Origin of the sequence: Paenibacillus sp. GCM10027630 (genome assembly GCF_042676305.1) — a bacterium.
Taxonomy (GTDB): domain Bacteria; phylum Bacillota; class Bacilli; order Paenibacillales; family NBRC-103111; genus Paenibacillus_S.
Genome location: NZ_JBHTGY010000039.1, coordinates 42,649 through 59,373, shown reverse-complemented (window position 1 = coordinate 59,373; position 16,725 = coordinate 42,649). Strand labels below are relative to the sequence as shown.

Genomic DNA, 16,725 nt, shown 5'->3' with positions numbered 1-16,725 from the left:
ACGGCTTTCGGTTATCATCTGAACGTTGGTTTTCAGCTACCCCAACTCTCTGTAAGATCAGACCTGCAACCTACTTTTTCTCTTCAATGAATTTATGGTACTAATATGAAATTAAAGGTAATGATAAACATACTTTAAAATTCTGTCAATAGAAATTTCAAAATAATGCTGCGGATTCTGGTTCCTTATCATTTTCTTTTAACACGAATTTCGTGAGCGATTTGCTCTGTTATCTCATTTAGACCGATAGTACCGAGGTCACCATCCCCCCGATTGCGGACAGCTACCGTGCTTGTATTTTTTTCATTTTCGCCTACTACCAGCATGTAAGGTACTTTTTCTAGCTGCGCCTCACGGATTTTATAGCCAAGCTTCTCGCTCCTTATATCGACCTCCACGCGGATACCTGCATCCTCTAATGTTTGTTTCACTTGAAGTGCGTAGTCGATGTAATTATCAGATACCGGCAATACTTTGGCTTGCACAGGTGCAAGCCAGACGGGGAAAGCTCCACTGAAATGCTCTGTTAATATCCCTATAAAGCGGTCTATAGACCCATAGGCTGCGCGATGAATAACGACAGGACGGTGCTTTTGGTTATCTTCTCCGATGTAGGACAGGTCAAATTTTTCGGGCATTTGAAAATCAAGCTGAATAGTCCCACACTGCCAGCTGCGTTTAAGTGCATCAAGAATATGGAAATCGATTTTAGGTCCGTAGAATGCCCCATCCCCTTCATTTATGCGGTATTTAATCCCCCTCACTTCCAATACATTCTGAAGAGCCGCTTCTGCTTGGTCCCATAGCTCTTCAGTGCCCATTGAATCTTCGGGTCGTGTAGATAGCTCGATTGTATATTTAAATCCAAATACGCTGTATATCTGATCGATAAAATCAATAACTCGACCAATCTCCTCTTGTATCTGATCAGGTCTCACAAATAGATGAGCATCGTCCTGACAAAATGTCCGTACACGCATCATTCCGTTTAAAGCGCCAGAAAATTCATGACGGTGTACTTGGCCTAATTCGGATATACGAATTGGAAGCTCCCGGTAAGAGCGGAGGGTGCTTTTGAATATAAGCATATGTCCCGGACAATTCATTGGTTTAAGCGCATATTTAGTTTCATCCACATCTGTAAAGTACATGTTTTCATGATAATGCCCCCAATGTCCGGACTGTTCCCATACTCTCTGGTTCATCATAAGAGGAGTGAGCACTTCTTGATAGCTTTGCTTTATCTGCTGCTCACGGGAAAAGTTCACGAGCTCTGTACGTATCGACATCCCCTTAGGCAGGTAGAACGGCATACCTGGAGCTTCTTCTGAAAACATGAACAGCCCAAGCTCTTTGCCGAGCTTACGATGATCCCGTTTCTTGGCCTCCTCCATTAACAGCAAATGCTCATCAAGCTGAGCCTTCTTCGGGAAGGAAGTTCCGTATATGCGCTGCAGCATCTTATTGTTTGAATTGCCGCGCCAATAGGCACCCGCTACATTCAAAAGCTTGAATACCTTAATCCTCCCTGTTGATGGAAGATGCGGTCCGCGACATAGATCAAGAAACTCTCCCTGATCATATATCGAAATTACAGCATTCTCCGGCAGATCATTGATTAGCTCCAGTTTAAGCGTGTCTCCCAGCCTCTCAAAAATCTTTATGGCTTCTTCGCGGCTTACTTCACGTCGTACTATGGGAATGTTCTCTTGAACTATCCTCTCCATTTCTTTTTCAATAGCAGCCAGGTCATCACTTGAAAAAGGCTTTTCAATATCGATATCGTAGTAAAAGCCGTCTTCAATGACAGGTCCGATACCGAGCTTGACGGCTTGCTGCCCATAAATGCGCTTAATGGCCTGAGCCATCAAATGCGCTGTACTATGACGGTAAACTTGTACGCCATCCTTGCTTTCAAGCGTTACAATTTCAACTTCACAATCCTCCACGATTCTTCGGCTTAAATCAACCATTTCCCCATTAATTTTCCCTGCCACTGCCGTTTTCTTTAATCCGCTGCTAATGGATTCTGCCACCATCTCAACTGTCACACCATAACCATAATTCCGTATAGATCCATCAGGCAGTTTGATCTTGATTTCCATGTCCATTCCTCCAAAATTAAATTTTTGAAACACAAAAAGCACAGTTCATCCAAAGGGACGAATGTGCTCGTGGTTCCACCCTAATTTTGACCCCCAAAAAGAGAGGGTCCTCATTAATTTTCTGTAACGGGAATTCCCGGCGAAGTTTACTCTCATGACGATTTCAATATCGCAGCTGCAAGGGGGTAAACAGCTTACGATCTCCGAAGGGGCTTTCAGCCGGTGACCCCTCTCTCTGTCCGGTATCTATAAGCGTTCATGTCCTTGGTTGTAGCTTTTAATGTATGAATATAGACGCAAAAAAGCACACAAGTCCTAAAAGGGACGAGTGCGCTTGGCTCGTGGTTCCACCCTGATTCTGACCCTCATTAATGACGGGTCCTCATTGATTTCTGTAACGGGAATTCCCGGCGAAGTTTACAGTCATCACGAATTTCTCATGACGATTTCGATATCGCAGCTACAAGGGGGTAAACAGCTTACACTTTCCGAAGGGGTTTTCAGCCGGTGGCCCCTCTCTCTGCTCGGTATCTATAAGTATTCATGTCCTTGATAGTAGCTATTATTTGTAGATTATAATAACTAAATGAATATTACTTGTCAAGCAGCATAAAATTTTTGAATGAGGAATTTGCCTCGAACATTCGATTATAGAGCCGGGGTATCAATGAGATTGCGTGAGTGTTAGAGCAGGTAGGGGTTATCCCGTTGTTTTTTACAAGGCAAATGCCTGCTCCAGCTTAAGCACTAGCTCATCAGACAATTTCCACCCCGTCGCTCCGGCATTTTCTACTATTTGTTCCGGACGTGTTGCACCAATAATAGCCGAAGAAACAGCTGGACGGTTAATGAGCCAATTCAAGCTAACCTGGGACGGTGTTTTTCCAAGCTCCTGAGCTACCTCTCTTAGTACTGAAAGTCCATGTTGAACCCTCTCAACTTGTGATTTCATCCGGACTGCTCTATCAAGCGTTAGTGGGTTATTATCGCCAACACGGCTATCCGTAGGTATTCCTTGATCATATTTCCCCGTTAAAATACCGCCTTCCAACGGACTGTAAATTATCATTCCAATCCCTTGGTCAACGCATAATGGCTGAAGCTCCTTCTCTACCTCACGGCTGATCAAATTATATTTGGGTTGTGCGGAGCTGAAGCTGACCAGGTTTTTAACATCACTGATCCATAGCGACTTTGTGAGCAGCCAAGCAGGGAAATTGGAACTGCCAATATATCTAATCTTGCCTTGACGAATCAGATCATCAAAAGCACGAAGCGTTTCCTCAAGAGGCGTCCCCCAATCAACATCATGTGCTTGCAATAAATCAATATAGTCCGTATCAAGCCGTCTTAAAATATTATCAACCTCTTGCATAATATGTATGCGGGATAAACCCTCGTCATTGGGGCGGTTGCCTACTCTTTTCATCAGCTTGGTTGCAACCACGAAATCAGAACGACGACCTTTCATGGCGCGGCCTTGGATTTCTTCCGCTTCTCCACCTGTATACCGGTTAGCATTATCGATCAGATTAATACCTAGGTCATAAGCTTGGTGAATAAGGCGAATCGAATCCTCAGGCGACACTCGACCCGGAATACCAAAAGCAGGGTTCGAGCTGCCGAAATTCCAGCAGCCTAAGCTAATTTTCGAAATTTTCAAACCACTTTTACCCAATTTACCGTATTCCATTCTTACCCTCTCCATTCGTAATAAAAATTTTAGTTCATTTTATTCATTGTAAAGGTATACCTGTAAGGTATTTTACAAATCCTTTGAAGGAGGACTTATTTAGAAAGGTGTGACGACATGGCTGAGCAAGAAGCATCCAAGCAAAAGCAAGTACAGCAGCAAATCGAGCAGGCAGCACAAGAGGCGCAGCAGCTCGCCCAACAAACCGAGAAAATAGCTCAACAAGTTAACGAGCAGCAATTGCAGCAAATCCAACAACAAGTCGAAGAAAGCTCTCAGCAGCTTCAGGAGCTCCAGAAAACCTTGCAAGATTCAGAAAATTCAGAGGATCAGAAGCAGCAACAACAACAACAACAACAATAGCAAAAATCAAGCCCCGATTGAAAGACCAGTCATAAGATTGGTCTTTTAGTCTCTTGAATGGCTTATCGAACCTCTTTTGCATTTCTATTACCAAGTTCTAACACTTGCAAATCATTAACATATTCCCATCTGGATCTTTAAAGTTAAACCAGTGACCATGCTCAATATCCGTAACCAATTCAACCCCTAGACCCTTCATGAAGTCAAAAGATTTTTGTATATCATCCGTATTAAAATGAAACATCGGTGTTCTAAAATACGCATCCTCCGTATAGATTTTGCTGTCCAAAACAACGTTCAAACCGTTATTATCCATCGGAATACAACACAGATGACCCGCAATAATATCAAAGTCAGGTTTAAGACCAAGTAATAAGCAATACCAATTTCTTGCTTTTTCAATGTCATTTACAGGTATAAAAATAGCTCCGACTTTACTCTTAATAAGCTGTGTCTCCAGCGTCATCCCTCCCCATATGCCATTAAAAGTAAAATTCGATCTGGAATCGATATTTCCCTCTTTTTTCTTCAAACAAAAAAGGGACTAGCTGTAATGAAACAGCTGTCCCTATCGTTGCTTGAAGTTAACTCTATTGAATGATTAATCTGGCACTATGAAATAATTTCTACCAAATAAATCGACTACATCTTCAGACTTTAATTTATTGCCGCCATTCCGATGAGCCAGATACTGAATGAAATCATAAGCTGCTCTTTGATCAAGTTCGTTTAATCCGTCCAACAGGTTAAATAATTTTTCTTTGCTGACCATAAATAAATCCTCCTCTCAAATTAAAAAAAGTAGAGACGGAAAGATTTTTTTGCTCCTTAAAACACAATAAACACAAGGCTAGACCTTGTGCTTAAAAAAAGCAAATCTATCCTTCCCACTTGCGCTTACGAGGTTAGCTGTCGGATTTGGGCGGTGAGAATTCGCCCTACAACGTATATGAGATACGTCGATTCACCCCAATAAACTTGGTTCCCCCGTTTTTCTTAAAGAAAACTCAGCGTGCTAAAGTGATATTAAGTTGTACTATATTCTAACCCCTAATTGCATATTTTGTAAACCCCATTTATTAAAAATAAGGCAATATTACTAAATCATTAGAATTTCTCGAATTTCATGCTCCGTCAGAGCCGTTAATGCTTCCTGTCCGGGCTGGATCACTTCATCGATCAGGTTCTTCTTTTTTTGCTGAAGCTCGTACATTTTATCTTCAACGGTCCCTTGGGTTACAAGCCGGATCACTTGCACTACATTCTTCTGTCCAATTCGGTGTGCCCGATCGGCTGCCTGCTGCTCCACTGCGGGGTTCCACCATAAGTCATACAGGATAACCGTGTCCGCCCCAGTCAAGTTCAACCCGGTCCCGCCCGCCTTAAGCGAGATAAGGAATAAGTCTCTTTCACCATCATTAAATCGGCTGCATAGCTCAACACGCTCGGAAGTTGGGGTATTCCCATCCAAATAAAAGTGAGGTACACCTTGATAGCCGAGCTCTCTTCCAATCAGGCCTAACATTTCAGTAAATTGTGAGAAAATCAGCATCCGTTTACCTGCACTTCTGCATTCATCGATAATCTCCATTAACTGCTCAAATTTAGCCGAGCTTCCAGTATAGTCTTCAACGAACAGCACAGGATGGCAGCACAGCTGGCGAAGTCGAGTCAAGCCGGCCAATATTTTGATCCGGTTTTTCTGAAAGCCCTCCTCATTCAGATGCTTCAATGTTTCCTTCTGGAGTTTGGCCAAATAAGCCACATACAGCTTCTTCTGATCAGGCAGCAGCTCGGAGGCTTGCAGCGATTCGATCTTCTCCGGCAGCTCCTTTAGTACTTCTGTCTTCAGGCGACGAAGTAGAAACGGACGTAATCGTTTGGCAACGATTTCGCGAGATAAATCATTAAATGCCTTTCTACCTGGGAACAACTCAGGGAACACCGCATCGAATATAGACCATAATTCCTCCAGCCTGTTTTCTACCGGTGTTCCGGTAAGGGCAAATCGATACTGGGCCTGCAGCAACTTTACAGCCTGTGCTGTCTGAGTAGCGTGATTCTTAAAAACCTGAGCTTCATCCAAAATAAGGGTGTGGAACGATTGCGTAACATATAGATCGATATCCCTGCGCAATAGCGGGTATGAAGTAATAATTACATCGACTTGAGATAGATTCTTCAGAGCACTGCTGCGCTCCGCTCTACTGCCATCGGCGATGATAGACCGGATCTGCGGCGCAAATTTCTTCAGCTCATTCCGCCAATTGTAAACAAGTGAAGCTGGTGATACGATAATCGCCGGCTGCTCTCGATTTCTTATCTCCGGTAGTTCCGAAACGATGAAGGCGATGCTCTGCAATGTTTTGCCAAGACCCATATCATCGGCCAGTATACCGCCAAAATGGTAATGCGCCAGTGTCTTCATCCATTGGAAGCCATACTTCTGATAGTCCCGTAGAATAGGTATAAGACTTTCAGGTACTGCAAAATCCAGATTATCTGGATTTCTTATATTTTCCAATAGCCTTCGGAACGATTTGCCTAATTTAACCGCATTGCCTTGTCTCTGAGAATCCATCAGATGGAGGCCGCGAACTACTGGAATATGAAATTTCGTCCCTTTTAGATCTCCTTTACTGATTCCCATTTCATTCATGAAGCGGATAATCTCTAGAAACTCTGCACCTTCTAGTGGTAAAAAAGCTCCGTTAGGCATCCGATGATAGTTGCGCTTCTCTTCAAGGGATTTCAACAGATTGCGGATTTCCGATTCCGGAATACCTTCCATATCAAACTGGAATTCGAGCCAATCGGTTCGTTCATCCACATCAACGGATATTTTAGGAGGTGTATGGCCAATATAAAGTCTTGCTTTAACAGCCGATGTGGCGTATACCTTTAGAAGCTTTTCCAGCTGAGGTACGACATGATACAGAAAATCGTATTCCGCTTCTTCGTCATCCATGAAGTATCCACCTTCTGTTTTGGTGAAGAGACTTTGCTCCATTAGCTCCATGATTTGTCGTTCCTGGTCACCATCACGCATGAGGATGCGATCGCTGCCGCGCTTTTGACTGTTTCCTTCCAATGGATTGATGACAATATCGCCGTATTGAAATTCTAATCCCGCCAGCAAACGATCCCTTACTCTATCCAAATAAAGCTTAGCCTTTAATGGAGTATGCTCAATGCGTTCTGAGACGGATTGAGCGATACTAACGCTACCCAGCTTCATCAAACCGGGTACTACCTTTTCCATAAAAGGCTCCATTTGTTCCTGCGGTATCTGGATTTGATGCTTGCGTGAAGATTCCAGCATTTGCTTAAGCTCCACTAATCGCTTACATTGTTCTGGCTGCAGCTTAAGAAGCCTTCCTTCAAAAAGGGCTATCCCATAAGATTCCATTATAGTAATCTGCTCCAGACCTTGAACATCCAATTGATACCCAGCAGAATGTGAGGACTCGTCAAATTTAAAGAGAAGCGGGATCGATTCATCGGATAGATGAAGCCCATCGAATGTCCGGTCTTCATGCACCAGCTGTATGGATGGCGCCTTGATAAGCAAAGGAAGCAGCGCTTCCCATGAATACGATGGAATCAGAAGCATTCTATCGCCGCTCATACCATTGCCATGACTAGAATAAGGATTAGAGGTTTCACGATACATCTGCTCATTGTTATAAATTTGGGCTAACTGCCGAATTACATCATCATTCTCCTTCTGAAAACTATGGAGCTCCGGATCATAGGAGAAATTTTTAGAAAATACATAGGATTCTCTGTGGTCGAATCGATCAAGAAAATCTCTTATTTTCTGAACAATATATAGTCGCTTGGGACCAATCTTGATCTCAATGCCGAACAAATACTTCCGATAGCCATAGGGAAAGGTTTTACAAATAAACTCCACCTCAAGAGGAGTTCTTGCATCGAATAGAGGACGGGTGCCGCTTGAACGCTGTGGTCTGAGGTCAAATAGCTTCAGAATTCCGTTGGTCAGTTGAATATCTCCTGCCGGATCAGCAGATCGACCACCTCTGGAACCTCCGAAACGGGGTTCGACATGCCCGAGCCTGTTTCGCGATTCGTATTCCGGCTGCAGCATTGAAGTGTAAGAGCGAATCGGTACTTCACCTTCCTGCTGTAGATCATGGATGTTCAGTAGTACAGCGGCGATATGCTTACAGTACTTGTCACTTGCTAAATAAGCAGGACAAGTGCATTCCGCATCCACATCCCCGTTTCGATCAATTTCAACAGTAACCTGGTAGCTGCTGCCACCTTGGACAATGGCTTCATATAGTGATGAATTCGGATTATTATTTATTGAAGTTACTTTATGTGCGCGATAATAAGCTTCTCCTTTTTCATAAGAAAACGAGCCGCATAACAACTTAATGACACGCTGAGTCAACTGAAAGCTCATTGCCTTACAATCCTTCCTTGGTTCAATCCATTCAATATATCGGATTTGTTTTATTCCTTAATGATAGCAGAAAAAATACTAATAAATAAATGGAGCCACATAAAGAAAATATATCAGAGATATGAATAATCAGCCCTATATATTCATACCTTTTACGGTAATGACAGCTATGCTGGTATTCCCCCTGCTTATGTTTCGTTTAAAAAAAAGATGGGTAATAAGTGCCAGCTGGATATTTATACCAGAATCTGAAAGTTACATAACAATAAAATAAAAGGAGTGGTTCAAATGAATTTGCTAAAAACGAAGTTTTCTGCACTTGTGGTCTGTTCAGCTTTGATGCTTACAAGCGCGGCTGGCGTTGCGGCAGCAGCCGATTCAACAACATCAACACCAACACCCACAACGATCCATGTCACACCTCCACCTCTAATCTTCTGGTCCGTAGGCCAAACCATGGTTAATGGTACATATGTTCCTGGCAACTATTTGATCGGCAAAGACTCAAAAGTAGCCTTTATTCCAGGCGGCGTAGGCTTGGTTGTTGTCGATAAATCAATAGCCCTACCCGTTGGAGCTTATTATGTAAAATAAAAAGCACATCGTAACCACTCATCGAAGTAAATTTGATGTGCATCTACAGATCCTAAAAGGGTCTTTAGATGCACATTTTATTTGACATCGATCTATGCGGGATGGCTTTTTTTGTCCGCAAAAGCAGAACCTATCATTTTAACTTTATAAATAATTCCTTAAGCTCATCGGCTGTATTTACTATAAAGGCTTCTACAACGTCCTTAGTAAGATAGGTTATAGGAACTTGAGGTTCGTTACTTGGCACATCAAACCAATCAAAAACCTGCTTCCGCCATCTATGAAGTTCATTCGAAGTGTATAGGCTTGTTAATTCGTAGATAGGTGCATGCATAATTTGATCTATAACACTGTCTTTCCACGGTACTGTACGAAATAAATTAAAATCGTTCTGGTTCTCTTCATCCCACAATAAGTCGTTTATTGGATTAGACTGCATTTGAGAAATGGCTTTCTTAATCATTCCCCAATTAATATCGGCGACGATATGACTTATATAGCCCAAAAGAAACGGCTTGAAATTTACATCAGTCGATAATTTACTTTGCGATTCATAGAAGGTAACGAAATCTTCCGTTTGACCCGTAGCTTTATTCAATAAATGGGATTTGGATTTGCTCACTTTACCTTTTTCTCTTACAAGTACTGCGTCCGGAGCAATGCTTCCTAGTAGAAAACTTGGATTTGCTTCAGCGCCATATATCTGATTAGCTATTGAGAGATGAATCATAGACCACGGCAAAACTATCACGTCCTTTGCTATTTGTTATGTAGCTGAAGAGGACTTCAATTAAGGAATACTCTAATAGTACTAATCAGACGTTTAATATGTAAAATATGTAAAAAAGATCGAATTGATCTCATATAGATATCATTAAAAGTAAATACAATACCGTTTATAGATGGATGGTCCAGCAATTTAGAGAGTCTTTTTGTCCACAACAACGGTTATTCTTCAATAAAACTAGACTTGAGACGGGGGGAAAACTCTGCTTGAGTCCAAGGCTATATTTGTTTACCCATGTTAAACTGAATGTAACTAATACTAGATTACTAGATTTCATTATTTTGACATGCATTTTTTATGAAAAGAGGACGTTCTCAATGAATCCAAAACGAATTCTAATGATCAGCACCATGACGCTTGGCATAACCATTAGCGGAGGGTTGTGGAGCGAGGAAACGAGTGCTAAAGCTTCACACGGTCAACCGGAGAAATATGAAGCTCAGAACTTGCAAGTTGCTGCGAAAGATGATTTTTTACAAATGCTCGGCGCTTCTTCTAATGAGGAGGTTTATCATTCTTTGTTGGAAGGTAAATCATTGGCGGATATTGCAGTTAACAATAATGAAGATGTGAATCATATTATTAATCTGCAAATCACTGAATTGACCAAACAATTGGACATACGATTCGCTAATGGAAGCATTCCTCCATCCGTATACCAATCGCAAAAAAAGGAGTTCGCAGATATCATTAAGAGAAGTGTTTATGGAGACAAAAATACATAGAAACGGTTTGAGTCCTTGTAAGTTTATGTGCTACTTGGGCTGTAGAAAGACTCACTCCATTTCTGTAACGCCAAATCTTCATTGTAAAATCCTAAATGTTCGGTTACTTTCATCTCATTTTCGCATGATTCCCTGATATAGTGTAGAATAGAGAAATACAGGATAGGATGTCACATAAAAATTGTACACATAATTAGGAGTTGTCAAAATGTCAAAAGATGAAATTGTTTTAACACGAGAGGGATTAACTAAATTAGAGCTTGAATTGGAAGATCTTAAAACAGTAAAGCGCAAAGAAATAGCCGCTCGCATTAAAACAGCTATTAGTTATGGTGATTTGAAAGAAAATAGCGAATATCATTCTGCCAAAAACGATCAGTCTTTTATGGAAACAAGGATCCTTACATTAGAAAAAATGTTAAATAAGGTACGTGTTGCTGATCTGGATAGCTTAGACATAACAACCGTCAGTGTTGGTTCCATTGTTATACTGAATGATGTAGAAGTTTCGGAAAAGCTGGAATATAGGATCGTAGGCGCGGCTGAAGCTGATGTTCTGGAAAATAAAATTTCATATGAAAGTCCTTTGGGAAAGTCCCTCATGGGAAAATCAGTTGGCGATATCATTAGTGTAAATGCGCCCGTTGGGCTTATCAAATATGAGTTGCTTGAAATTAAGGCGATGTGAATTAACACAATCTGTATTCAATTAAGAAGAGAAGCCAATGACTTGGCTTCCCTCATTATTAACTTCAACTTATGCAAGCTTTATCTGCTATCTAGCGCATCACACAGCTGTAATTTTAGCTTTCATCCTTTTCATCTTTCACATTACTTTCATCGATACCAGATTCCTTGCGAATTATTCGAGCAGGTCGGACTACCCAGTTCTCGCGGTTCATCCGAGTTACCCGATTTATCGGATTATCCATATCCACTATGTGGCTTTCAGTAGGAACTGCTCCAGCTTGCTGATGAGGATTCTCCTTAGAGGTCGCTGCTTTATTCTTACTTCCCCCTGGCGGTCCTCCCCCACCATTGCGTTTGCCCTTGTTCCAGACTCTTCCTTTACTCATCTTAACACTCCATTATTATGTTTATTTGGTGTGAATGAACTCTAAAGACAGCAATAACGTGTAAACGAAATATCACTTAACCATATCACACTAACGCGAATGATTCCAGAACCTAAGAAAAAACCTCATCCCTTGCAATTCTCCAAGGAACGAGGTTTTCTCATTATTCGTAGTTTAAGGATAAAATGTACTTTGAGGCGTGGTCGATGGGCACCAACGTGAGTTCAGCAGAAACTCGATAAGCACATTTTTGGCTGAATCTGTGCCAATATAATGAAGCGCTTCCGCGGCATGCCCGCGAACATAACGATTATCATCCTCCAGCGCAATTTCAAGCGCCGGCACCGCCTCATCGGCAGCAGCTCCCATTCGGCACAGAGAAAGGCCAGCTATGAAACGAACCTGTACATCCTCGTCCTTAAGACAGCGGATAAGTCCCTCAACAACCTGATCTACTGGCGCTCCGATCAACGCCAGAGCCTCTGCAACAGTTTGTCGGATAACTACATCCGTTGACGGGTCAAGCAGCTCTAATAGCTGCGGAATTGCCGAAGCAGCCAAATGCCTCAATTCGCCTAATGCAAAAACTGCATGAACCACGGTTTCAACCCGTTCTGCTGCAAGTGCTGCTTCCAGACCGGCCACAGCTCCCGAACCCGCTGCCACTAGCCCATAAGCCGAAGTACGAGAAACCTTAATGCTTTCGTGACGAAGTCCTTGCAGCAGCGCCTGTATACCCGCTTCACCCATTGCTGCGAGGTTGTATGCAGCATTCAATGCGTTAGGCTCGAAACTATCTTCGAGCTGCGCCGCGGCTTCTTGCACCTTAGCCGTATCAACCTTCTCGCTATCAGCCAAACTGCCTATTTGACCAGAAAGCCAGTTCCAGGTTTCCTTCCACATCATTTCATGCTCATTAATGTTGGTGCTGAAGGCTGCCGGCTGTTTCCATTCCCGATCCAAGCAATCCCAGCTAGGTGCTGTAGGAGCTTCGGTTCGCATGAATTCAAATTTCAGCATGTATCTAGGCTGGCCCAGCACATTAGGTGTTGAACGATGCCATATATCATAATGAATTAATGCGAAGGTTCCCGCATTGCCGCTGGCTACTGCTTCTCCCTCCGTCTCATCCGATTCGAAAGTCCTGCTCTCATAGTTTTGCGTGCCAGGCATAACGCCTGTTGGGCCGAGTTCTACCGGTGTATCCTGCGGGAAATACATGATCATCGCCCACCATGGATGATGATTGCGCATTTTTTTGTAACCCCAATAGCTGTCCTTATGCCACCCTCCCGCTTTTGGAGAGGCATTAAAATGACCATGTCTATGAGTATGCATTAAATAGTTAGGTCCCAGGACACTAGTCAATGCACCGGTAATGATTGGATTATCAAAAACCTTTTGCAAATCTCTAATACGTGGAAGCAAATTGTTACCTGGATTGCCTTCTTGCTCATATACCTGATTTAATTGCTCCATAAGCTTTTGATGAAATTGTTCCGAGAAATCAGTTTGAAGTATTAAAAAGCCTTCTGTTACAAACTTTCTCATTTGTTCATCATTTAATAATACTGGAACTTCGCGACCCATGCCTCTACCTCCTAATGTGAACTTGATTCAAATTATAATAATTCAGGAGGTAAGATCATATGCAGAATGCTAATTCAAGTTTGCACAAAAGTAAGGTGTTTCGATCAAATGATTAGGCTGAACAAATAAATAACCCATACCTAAGAGATAATGGGTTGTTTAACAGTTAATTGCATTTTTATATAAAGGACTATTGCATTACGTACACAAACTCAGGTTAGTCCCTGTTGCCAGTCACAATCACACTTAATCTTCACCGGTAATTCTACTTACAATTTCAAGCACGGCATCTCTATTGAGTTTGCTTTCACCGTTCGACAAAGCATAAAGGGTACCATGTGCCAAAGCCAGAGGAATACTGCAGAAATCAAGAATTGGCCCAGACTTAATATCCGCAATATATTCAGTAGCCATCTCCAGATTGCGCTCGGTGTATGCAAACATTTCTTCAAGCCCCCAATGAGGCGGGAAAAAATCAACTCCTCTGGTGGAATCCTCAATACGGTTGCGAACAATATTTACAGCTTGAAGACCACGCCCAAAGGCCACCGCCTTGACTCGATCGGTTTCCGTACCATCAAACCATTTCCAAAGGTCGGAGAGAAGTTCTCCAACGGCCCCTGCAACGCAATAGGTGTAATAATCAAGATCCTCTTCCGTATTAATCTTCCAATCCCGTTCAACCCATTCAGCCATTTGTTCAGCCATTGTTGCCGTACTTTGAATGACTCGAGGCGCAATTGAAGCAGGACAAAGATTAACCCAATCATTAAGACGTACTGTTACATCACAAAGCGTACCTTGATAGGGTTGAAACAGCGTACGCAGCTCCGTTTCTCTTGACGGCTCTTGGATGAGCTTGCTTACCCCTAATAACAGCTTAACTTTTATCTCGGCAGGTAGTTCAGTGTGGTCCTCGATCTCATCAATAGCACGCATACAAAGATATGCAGACGCTACCGCTTCCTTTATTCCAGGTACCAAACGGCTAATCGGAATTAAAAAGGTTCGGCTTGTTTCCGCCAACATATCCATCGCATCGCTTAATAAATCATTTGTCTTATTCACCAAATGCCCTCCAACATAAATCGATTCTCTTTTGTAAACATAAATATAATTTCATAAAACAGGAATTATTTTATTAGTTCTTTTCTTATTTTACTGTCCTCTATCGCAATATGCAAAAAAAAACACAGAAAAAAAGCTTTTAAGTATAACATATTTATGAAATTAAGCATTTCATTATTTAAATACGTAAAATTCGGCTTTATTTTGACTTGAATTAACCTATTATTACCAAAAGCATATCATTTATTATAGGTTTGTGAAGTTGTATTTACCATGTACGTTGTTTAGAGGTCTCAAGAGAGAAGAAAAAACCGCCATAGCGGCGGTTTTCTATTTAAATTATGAAGGAAAAGCTGGTTCGCCTGAGGAATCATAAGCTTGCAAAACCGACATCAGCAATCCTGGAAAACGAGCCTCGAGATCATCAATGCGAATAGAAAGGAATCTCATGGTTCCGTGTATCCTAACATTAACAACACCCGCTTCCCTAAGTGTACGAGCATGATGGGAAACGGTTGATTTAACAACGGGGACTTCGAATTCGCCGCATGCTCGCTCTCCTGCTTTGTACAGCTCGGAAACAAGATACAAGCGAATGGGATCGCTTAGGGCATACAGCACGGAGGACAACTGGATATCCGCTCGGTCTGGATGGTGTAGGACTTTCATGAAAAAAGCCTCCTTCATACGTTAAAGCTTATGATTGCATTTTACCATATTGCATGTTATATTTCTATTGTTCGATTATAATCGAACAATAGAAATATGTGAGGTGTAAATGATGTCAAAGCTAGATAGTCACAAATCCGACGGTAAACCACAGCCGACCAACTTGCGCGAAGGAAGAGTCGCTATCCTCCTGGGAATCTCAGTTGTATTGGTAATTATGAATACGATGATGTTTAATCTGGCGCTCCCAGACGTATCTCGCGCATTCAGTATGTCAGCTTCATCTACTTCCTGGGTAGTAACTGGCTACTCCATCGTATTCGCGATCTCATCCATTACGTATAGCCGATTATCCGATTTTGTTCCTATTCGCCGGCTATTCATTATTGGAATTCTCTCGCTTGGCATCGCCGCTATTGGCGGCTTCTTTAGCAATAGCTTCGTACCACTGCTGATCGCTCGTATTCTGCAAGCATCGGGAGCCGGCTCCATTCCTGCATTGTCGCTTGTGCTAATTACCCGTTATGTACCTCTGGAACGGCGTGGTAAAGCCATGGCCACGGTTATGTCGGCTGCTTCACTCGGATTAGGTCTCGGACCTGTTGTAGGTGGCGTTATCGTTGAATATTTGGGCTGGCATTATTTATTTGCCGTAACCGCAGTAACATTATTGCTGGTACCCTTCTATACAGCACTTATCCCTAAAGAAACACCTGCCAAAGGCTCTTTCGATGCACTTGGAGCACTATTAGCCGGTATCGGAACAACGGGGATCCTACTTTTCTTAACAAACCAATACTGGATTGCCCTGGCAGCGGGATTGGTATCTCTTATCCTGTTTGTGATTCGGATTCACCGAGCAGCTGATCCATTCGTGCAGCCTGCCCTGTTCCGCAATCGTTCCTACTTAACGCTAGGCTCCGTTGGAATTGCAGCCTATTTATGCAGCTTCGCTACATTATTCCTAATGCCTCAAATTCTCGTACATCAATATGGATTGAGCGCAAGCGCATCTGGACTTATCATATTCCCAGGGTCTTTACTGGCTATGTTTGTCTCACGTAAAGTAGGCAGAACTATCGATCGGTATGGCAACGGTTCTATCATTCGATATATTCCGCTGCTAGTACTCGCATCCGTGTTGCTGTTTGCTCTGTTTGCCGGCACTTCTTATATAGCTATATTGTTCATTTATATGATATTAAGTGTAGGATTTACGTTTCTTACCAGCAGTATCTCTAATGAAATGTCCCGCATTCTGCCCAAAGCCCAAATCGGCTCCGGACTAGGTCTATTCCAGCTGCTGCAGTTCTTCAGTGGAGCGTTCGGAGTAGCAGCAACGGCAAGCGCCCTTGTGTGGCAACAAAAGCTGCCTCTTACACAAGCCTATGCGAATATTTATTGGGGACTCGCAATCATCGTTATAGCCTCAATAGGCTGTTCCCATCTGTATCTCCGTTATACTTCAAGGACAGTTCAGCAAGCTTAATATTTCTACAAAGGACCCTCCCTATCCAGCTTACTTGATTATTCTCATCATCGTATAATCTTTGATTCTGCTAATTTATTTTTTTGATGAATAAGTCTCATGTCATGTAAATATTAGTGAATCCGTTTATACTA

Annotated in this window: 15 protein-coding genes, 1 riboswitch and 2 other annotated features (1 of these 18 only partly in view); of the genes, 5 read left to right on the top strand and 10 right to left on the bottom strand. The window is 42.3% G+C overall.

From position 1 onward, the window contains the following. Positions 1 to 96: a binding site (T-box leader), on the bottom strand; it reaches 141 nt to the left of the window's first position. 92 nt (positions 97 to 188) lie between these two features. After that, positions 189 to 2,105, bottom strand: a complete 1,917-nt coding sequence (thrS, locus tag ACFQ0C_RS20720) for a threonine--tRNA ligase (protein WP_379369109.1) — start codon at positions 2,103 to 2,105, stop codon at positions 189 to 191. A gap of 50 nt (positions 2,106 to 2,155) precedes the next feature. After that, positions 2,156 to 2,386, bottom strand: a binding site (T-box leader). Positions 2,387 to 2,820: 434 nt separating this feature from the next. Then, complete coding sequence (locus ACFQ0C_RS20715) at positions 2,821 to 3,798, bottom strand: aldo/keto reductase (RefSeq protein WP_379369107.1); 978 nt, start codon at positions 3,796 to 3,798, stop codon at positions 2,821 to 2,823. A gap of 117 nt (positions 3,799 to 3,915) precedes the next feature. Between ACFQ0C_RS20715 and ACFQ0C_RS20710 the strand changes: the two genes are divergently transcribed. Next, positions 3,916 to 4,161 carry a hypothetical protein gene (locus ACFQ0C_RS20710; RefSeq protein WP_379369105.1) on the top strand — a complete coding sequence of 82 codons (246 nt, stop codon included), beginning with the start codon at positions 3,916 to 3,918 and terminating at the stop codon, positions 4,159 to 4,161. Positions 4,162 to 4,258: 97 nt separating this feature from the next. Here ACFQ0C_RS20710 and ACFQ0C_RS20705 read toward each other — a convergent pair whose 3' ends face one another. The 3 genes from ACFQ0C_RS20705 to ACFQ0C_RS20695 all read right to left on the bottom strand — a co-directional run bounded on the left by ACFQ0C_RS20705 (position 4,259) and on the right by ACFQ0C_RS20695 (position 8,593). Continuing rightward, complete coding sequence (locus ACFQ0C_RS20705; protein ID WP_379369103.1) at positions 4,259 to 4,627, bottom strand: VOC family protein; 369 nt, start codon at positions 4,625 to 4,627, stop codon at positions 4,259 to 4,261. A gap of 135 nt (positions 4,628 to 4,762) precedes the next feature. Beyond that, positions 4,763 to 4,933 (bottom strand): hypothetical protein, encoded by a 171-nt coding sequence (locus ACFQ0C_RS20700; protein WP_258212089.1) that lies wholly within the window; start codon positions 4,931 to 4,933, stop codon positions 4,763 to 4,765. Positions 4,934 to 5,040: 107 nt separating this feature from the next. Then, positions 5,041 to 5,184, bottom strand: a riboswitch (cyclic di-AMP (ydaO/yuaA leader). Positions 5,185 to 5,260: 76 nt separating this feature from the next. After that, positions 5,261 to 8,593, bottom strand: a complete 3,333-nt coding sequence (locus ACFQ0C_RS20695) for a DEAD/DEAH box helicase (protein ID WP_379369101.1) — start codon at positions 8,591 to 8,593, stop codon at positions 5,261 to 5,263. A 288-nt stretch (positions 8,594 to 8,881) separates the two neighbouring features. Between ACFQ0C_RS20695 and ACFQ0C_RS20690 the strand changes: the two genes are divergently transcribed. Then, entirely contained in the window at positions 8,882 to 9,187 is a 306-nt protein-coding gene (locus tag ACFQ0C_RS20690) for a hypothetical protein (RefSeq protein ID WP_379369099.1), read from the top strand. A gap of 133 nt (positions 9,188 to 9,320) precedes the next feature. Here the strand turns inward: ACFQ0C_RS20690 and ACFQ0C_RS20685 are convergent, their stop codons facing one another. Then, complete coding sequence (locus tag ACFQ0C_RS20685) at positions 9,321 to 9,929, bottom strand: zinc dependent phospholipase C family protein (RefSeq protein WP_379369097.1); 609 nt, start codon at positions 9,927 to 9,929, stop codon at positions 9,321 to 9,323. Between the two features lie 362 nt (positions 9,930 to 10,291). Here ACFQ0C_RS20685 and ACFQ0C_RS20680 point away from each other — a divergent pair, with 362 nt between their 5' ends. Both ACFQ0C_RS20680 and greA read left to right on the top strand, forming a co-directional pair. Continuing rightward, positions 10,292 to 10,699 carry a hypothetical protein gene (locus ACFQ0C_RS20680; protein WP_379369095.1) on the top strand — a complete coding sequence of 136 codons (408 nt, stop codon included), beginning with the start codon at positions 10,292 to 10,294 and terminating at the stop codon, positions 10,697 to 10,699. Positions 10,700 to 10,907: 208 nt separating this feature from the next. Continuing rightward, a complete protein-coding gene (gene greA / locus ACFQ0C_RS20675) occupies positions 10,908 to 11,387 on the top strand; it encodes a transcription elongation factor GreA (protein WP_258212095.1) in 480 nt (159 codons plus the stop codon). A gap of 115 nt (positions 11,388 to 11,502) precedes the next feature. On the opposite strand, the gene ACFQ0C_RS20670 is transcribed toward greA, so the two are convergent. The 4 genes from ACFQ0C_RS20670 to ACFQ0C_RS20655 form a co-directional block, all read right to left on the bottom strand. Continuing rightward, positions 11,503 to 11,775, bottom strand: coding sequence for a hypothetical protein (locus ACFQ0C_RS20670; RefSeq protein WP_379369092.1), 273 nt, complete (start codon positions 11,773 to 11,775; stop codon positions 11,503 to 11,505). A 174-nt stretch (positions 11,776 to 11,949) separates the two neighbouring features. Beyond that, positions 11,950 to 13,365, bottom strand: coding sequence for a HEAT repeat domain-containing protein (locus tag ACFQ0C_RS20665; RefSeq protein WP_379369090.1), 1,416 nt, complete (start codon positions 13,363 to 13,365; stop codon positions 11,950 to 11,952). 246 nt (positions 13,366 to 13,611) lie between these two features. Beyond that, positions 13,612 to 14,400, bottom strand: coding sequence for a squalene/phytoene synthase family protein (locus ACFQ0C_RS20660; protein ID WP_379369393.1), 789 nt, complete (start codon positions 14,398 to 14,400; stop codon positions 13,612 to 13,614). Between the two features lie 372 nt (positions 14,401 to 14,772). Further along, entirely contained in the window at positions 14,773 to 15,102 is a 330-nt protein-coding gene (locus ACFQ0C_RS20655; protein WP_258212098.1) for an ArsR/SmtB family transcription factor, read from the bottom strand. 109 nt (positions 15,103 to 15,211) lie between these two features. Here ACFQ0C_RS20655 and ACFQ0C_RS20650 point away from each other — a divergent pair, with 109 nt between their 5' ends. Continuing rightward, complete coding sequence (locus tag ACFQ0C_RS20650) at positions 15,212 to 16,591, top strand: MFS transporter (RefSeq protein WP_379369088.1); 1,380 nt, start codon at positions 15,212 to 15,214, stop codon at positions 16,589 to 16,591. Positions 16,592 to 16,725 lie beyond the last annotated feature (134 nt).

Coding starts and splice junctions, on each gene's coding strand:
- ACFQ0C_RS20670 (WP_379369092.1), bottom strand. CDS start 11,775: ATGAGTAAAGGAAGAGTCTGGAACAAGGGCAAACGCAATGGTGGGGGA.
- ACFQ0C_RS20700 (WP_258212089.1), bottom strand. CDS start 4,933: ATGGTCAGCAAAGAAAAATTATTTAACCTGTTGGACGGATTAAACGAA.
- ACFQ0C_RS20690 (WP_379369099.1), top strand. CDS start 8,882: ATGAATTTGCTAAAAACGAAGTTTTCTGCACTTGTGGTCTGTTCAGCT.
- ACFQ0C_RS20680 (WP_379369095.1), top strand. CDS start 10,292: ATGAATCCAAAACGAATTCTAATGATCAGCACCATGACGCTTGGCATA.
- ACFQ0C_RS20650 (WP_379369088.1), top strand. CDS start 15,212: ATGATGTCAAAGCTAGATAGTCACAAATCCGACGGTAAACCACAGCCG.
- greA (WP_258212095.1), top strand. CDS start 10,908: ATGTCAAAAGATGAAATTGTTTTAACACGAGAGGGATTAACTAAATTA.
- ACFQ0C_RS20695 (WP_379369101.1), bottom strand. CDS start 8,593: ATGAGCTTTCAGTTGACTCAGCGTGTCATTAAGTTGTTATGCGGCTCG.
- ACFQ0C_RS20665 (WP_379369090.1), bottom strand. CDS start 13,365: ATGGGTCGCGAAGTTCCAGTATTATTAAATGATGAACAAATGAGAAAG.
- ACFQ0C_RS20715 (WP_379369107.1), bottom strand. CDS start 3,798: ATGGAATACGGTAAATTGGGTAAAAGTGGTTTGAAAATTTCGAAAATT.
- ACFQ0C_RS20660 (WP_379369393.1), bottom strand. CDS start 14,400: ATGGATATGTTGGCGGAAACAAGCCGAACCTTTTTAATTCCGATTAGC.
- ACFQ0C_RS20655 (WP_258212098.1), bottom strand. CDS start 15,102: ATGAAAGTCCTACACCATCCAGACCGAGCGGATATCCAGTTGTCCTCC.
- ACFQ0C_RS20705 (WP_379369103.1), bottom strand. CDS start 4,627: ATGACGCTGGAGACACAGCTTATTAAGAGTAAAGTCGGAGCTATTTTT.
- ACFQ0C_RS20710 (WP_379369105.1), top strand. CDS start 3,916: ATGGCTGAGCAAGAAGCATCCAAGCAAAAGCAAGTACAGCAGCAAATC.
- thrS (WP_379369109.1), bottom strand. CDS start 2,105: ATGGAAATCAAGATCAAACTGCCTGATGGATCTATACGGAATTATGGT.